The following is a 2,784-nucleotide window of genomic DNA, read 5'->3' as shown; positions in this document are numbered from 1 at the left end:
GCGGCCTGTTCGCCGCCTTTGCCAAGAAGCACGATATGCTGGCTCCGGAAACGCCCGCGATCGCTGCATCTCGCCTGCGAAGCGAGAGCGATCCCCACGTACAGTGAGGCGGGTACAGCGATGGACACAACGTTGCAGCAGTCCATCGACAATGCAGTCTCCATGGGACCGACAGCTTTGATGCAAGGCATGCAGTTTCGGCGGCCGTTCGATGTCGTGACCGCGCCATTCCTTTCTATCGATGACAAAAGGGCCATCCTCGCCGCCTGGGCCTCCGACTTCTACGCGGTCAATTCTAAACCGGCGCTCCGCCAATTGGCTGGAACACCTCGACCCGTTTCAATCGATGAAGTGCAGTCAGCGCTCACGGAATTGGGCCGTCGCTACGCTCTAGAGGCTGCCGCCTCAACCGGCGTGGTTTCGCCGACTTGCCGAGCCTAGATTGAGTGGCTCTCTTCCGGCCAGCGCCTCGGAGGAGCCAATAGGGTTCCGGAATTGGCGGAGACGACCGCAGCGTCGTCGCGCGGAGATCAGAACTCATCCCAGCCACTGGAAGATCCGCCCGCCACTGGCCAGCCGTCACAGCGCGTCTCTGCGATGCCCCTTCGCAAGCAAACGCTTGATCGTCAGGTCGCCGCCGCAAAGGAAGATGGCCCCAAGACGGGGCCATCTCTGGGAGCGAAGGTGTTTTATTTGACGTAGACGACTTTGCCGCCGTTCGCGGCTGTTTCGATACCGACGACATTCTCCGTCTGAACCTTTTTGCCTTCGAGGTTCTTCATCAGCGCGGCGTCTTTCTTGAGCATCGACTGAGCCTTGGAGACGGTGTCGCTGCTTGGTTTGCGGTACATGTCGGGCACCTGCGTGGTGGCGTCCGAGCTCTTGTTCGCTTCACTGACAAGAACGACCGTAACCATATCATCAGCCACTATTGGCGAGGACGCGGCGGGTGCCTGCGCGAAAGCTGTGGTACCGATCGATGCGGCCGACATTACTGCGGCGATAGCGAGGGTAGCGATTTTCATGATGTTTCTTTCTTTGACGGCCGTCTTCACGACCGAATCTCCGGGGCCGAAGACCAATTACTGCTCGGCGCAACTCAATGAGCGGGGGAGGAAGACGTTCCTAAAACATGTCTGTTTTTAGGATGTTATCTTGCGGCTCCTCCATTCGAACTTTTCACTGCATGCCAGCACTACGACTTGCCTCATGCCTTTATATGCCCCCCGACTGAGGCCACGGGCCCAATTGGCTGGTTGGTAGGGGAAGGCCCCGTCATGTCGGGCGGGGCACTGACATCCATTCCTGCTTCGACGAACGATCGTACTTTCCTGATAGATACTGTGGCCATCGCTCGGCAGCCGTGCGGATAGGTCACACTACGCATCTGAGGTGGAGTTTAAGCTGCCGCAAGCGCCTTTTCGATATCCTGTAGCGAATGGCCTGTTAGATCCTTATCCAACTCGCCGATCAGAATGTCCGATAAGGATTTGTGGTAGCTCTTGCGCATTTCCCCCAATGTGCGCGGTGCCGCCACAACAACGAGGCTCCTGATCTTCCCTCCAAGTACTTGCTTGTTCAACAAGTCGGCCACTCCGCTGCTGAAGCCGTCTTCGTTCTGCTGGCTGTCGTCCGGGTTCGCGGAACTGCTGGAATGGCGGCCACCTGAGGAGATTTTCGAGCTATTGATCTCTGCGGAAGGCATTGCCTTCAGCTTGACATTCGCCGCATCGCCCTCGTTCTGAAACAGGTTAAGTTTCTCGCCATCGGCAACAGCTATAATCGTGTTATGGGGAAGCTCCATATTACATCTCCGTCCTGACCAATGCGTGTTCCACCGTCAGGGCGGGACCGACGCTCGGGCTACGGTAACCCTACCAGGGGAGATTTGTTCCTCATCCGGAACCAAACGGCGCACCGGGCATTTTCATAAGGTCGCGAGGGCGATTTTCCCGTCCCCTCAGGAATTGTTCGTTACCCCACGAACAGGCTCTCGCGCCACCTCCCAACGCCAGTTTATGCATCACAAACGAGCGCCGACCTCGATATCGGGGCGATGGCACATCGCCGGGCCGGCCAGCCGGTGCCCTGCGCAGTAATCGCACGATGCCTTCGTCGGGATGCTACAATGCGCCCGATGAAAGCACCGTCTGGATTGCCGACTTCGTTTGACTGCCACATAATGTTGAAAGTCATGAAGAATGTCCGGCATCATGATAGAGATCAAGCGAGGAATTTATTCAGTCACGTCCGGAAATTCGCCCGAAAATGTCCCAGTGCTTGCACCCATTGATAACGTTGAGTTCTTCGCGGCTGCGAGGGTTAACATATTCGTATGAGGTGGTGGGGGCTGCTTGTTGATCAACCCATATTATTGTTCAAGGTGTTCAGTAGAATTTCATTGAAATACGCCGCCGACGGGCAACAATCAAGTAATAACCATGAACAGGACGGTGCTCACTGTTTTCTCACATTCGATAGTTCTGATGATCACTCTACACGGAGAGAAGTCCCGTGCCCCCCCCAGCCCTCGTCGATGATCATTGGGTTAGCGGGACGCTAACCCGAGGATTATGATGGTTCGGTCTTGAAGGCTGGGGCCAAAAGCAAAGAAAGACGCATCCTCAAAGGCCTGAGATCAAAAAGGATGTAGGTTGCTCTGTCACGTCAATTTCCGCCTTATGCGATCCTCACGGACAAAGTCGCCTCATATGCGATCCTCACGGACAAAACGTTTGACGCCGACAGCTTTATGCGAGGTAATGTCAAAGCTGAATAGGGCTG

At 55.9% G+C, this 2,784-nt stretch carries 3 protein-coding genes and 1 pseudogene; 2 read left to right on the top strand and 2 right to left on the bottom strand.

Translation table 11 applies throughout. The features are described 5' to 3' along the window. Both GQ59_RS33255 and GQ59_RS30280 read left to right on the top strand, forming a co-directional pair. A pseudogene (locus GQ59_RS33255) lies at positions 1 to 107 on the top strand (DUF982 domain-containing protein); the annotation flags it as partial. A gap of 25 nt (positions 108 to 132) precedes the next feature. Beyond that, positions 133 to 441 carry a hypothetical protein gene (locus GQ59_RS30280; RefSeq protein ID WP_432762622.1) on the top strand — a complete coding sequence of 103 codons (309 nt, stop codon included), beginning with the start codon at positions 133 to 135 and terminating at the stop codon, positions 439 to 441. 248 nt (positions 442 to 689) lie between these two features. On the opposite strand, the gene GQ59_RS30275 is transcribed toward GQ59_RS30280, so the two are convergent. Beyond that, positions 690 to 1,055, bottom strand: coding sequence for a hypothetical protein (locus GQ59_RS30275; protein ID WP_037088595.1), 366 nt, complete (start codon positions 1,053 to 1,055; stop codon positions 690 to 692). Positions 1,056 to 1,399: 344 nt separating this feature from the next. Then, positions 1,400 to 1,804, bottom strand: coding sequence for a host attachment family protein (locus tag GQ59_RS30270; RefSeq protein ID WP_037088593.1), 405 nt, complete (start codon positions 1,802 to 1,804; stop codon positions 1,400 to 1,402). Between the last annotated feature and the right edge of the window lie 980 nt (positions 1,805 to 2,784).

Origin of the sequence: Neorhizobium vignae, from assembly GCF_000732195.1 — a bacterium.
GTDB lineage: Bacteria > Pseudomonadota > Alphaproteobacteria > Rhizobiales > Rhizobiaceae > Neorhizobium > Neorhizobium vignae.
This window is presented reverse-complemented; position numbering and strand designations above follow the sequence as displayed.

Bases quoted from the DNA above. Each gene is read 5' to 3' on its own strand.
- GQ59_RS30270 (WP_037088593.1), bottom strand. From the start codon at position 1,804: ATGGAGCTTCCCCATAACACGATTATAGCTGTTGCCGATGGCGAGAAA.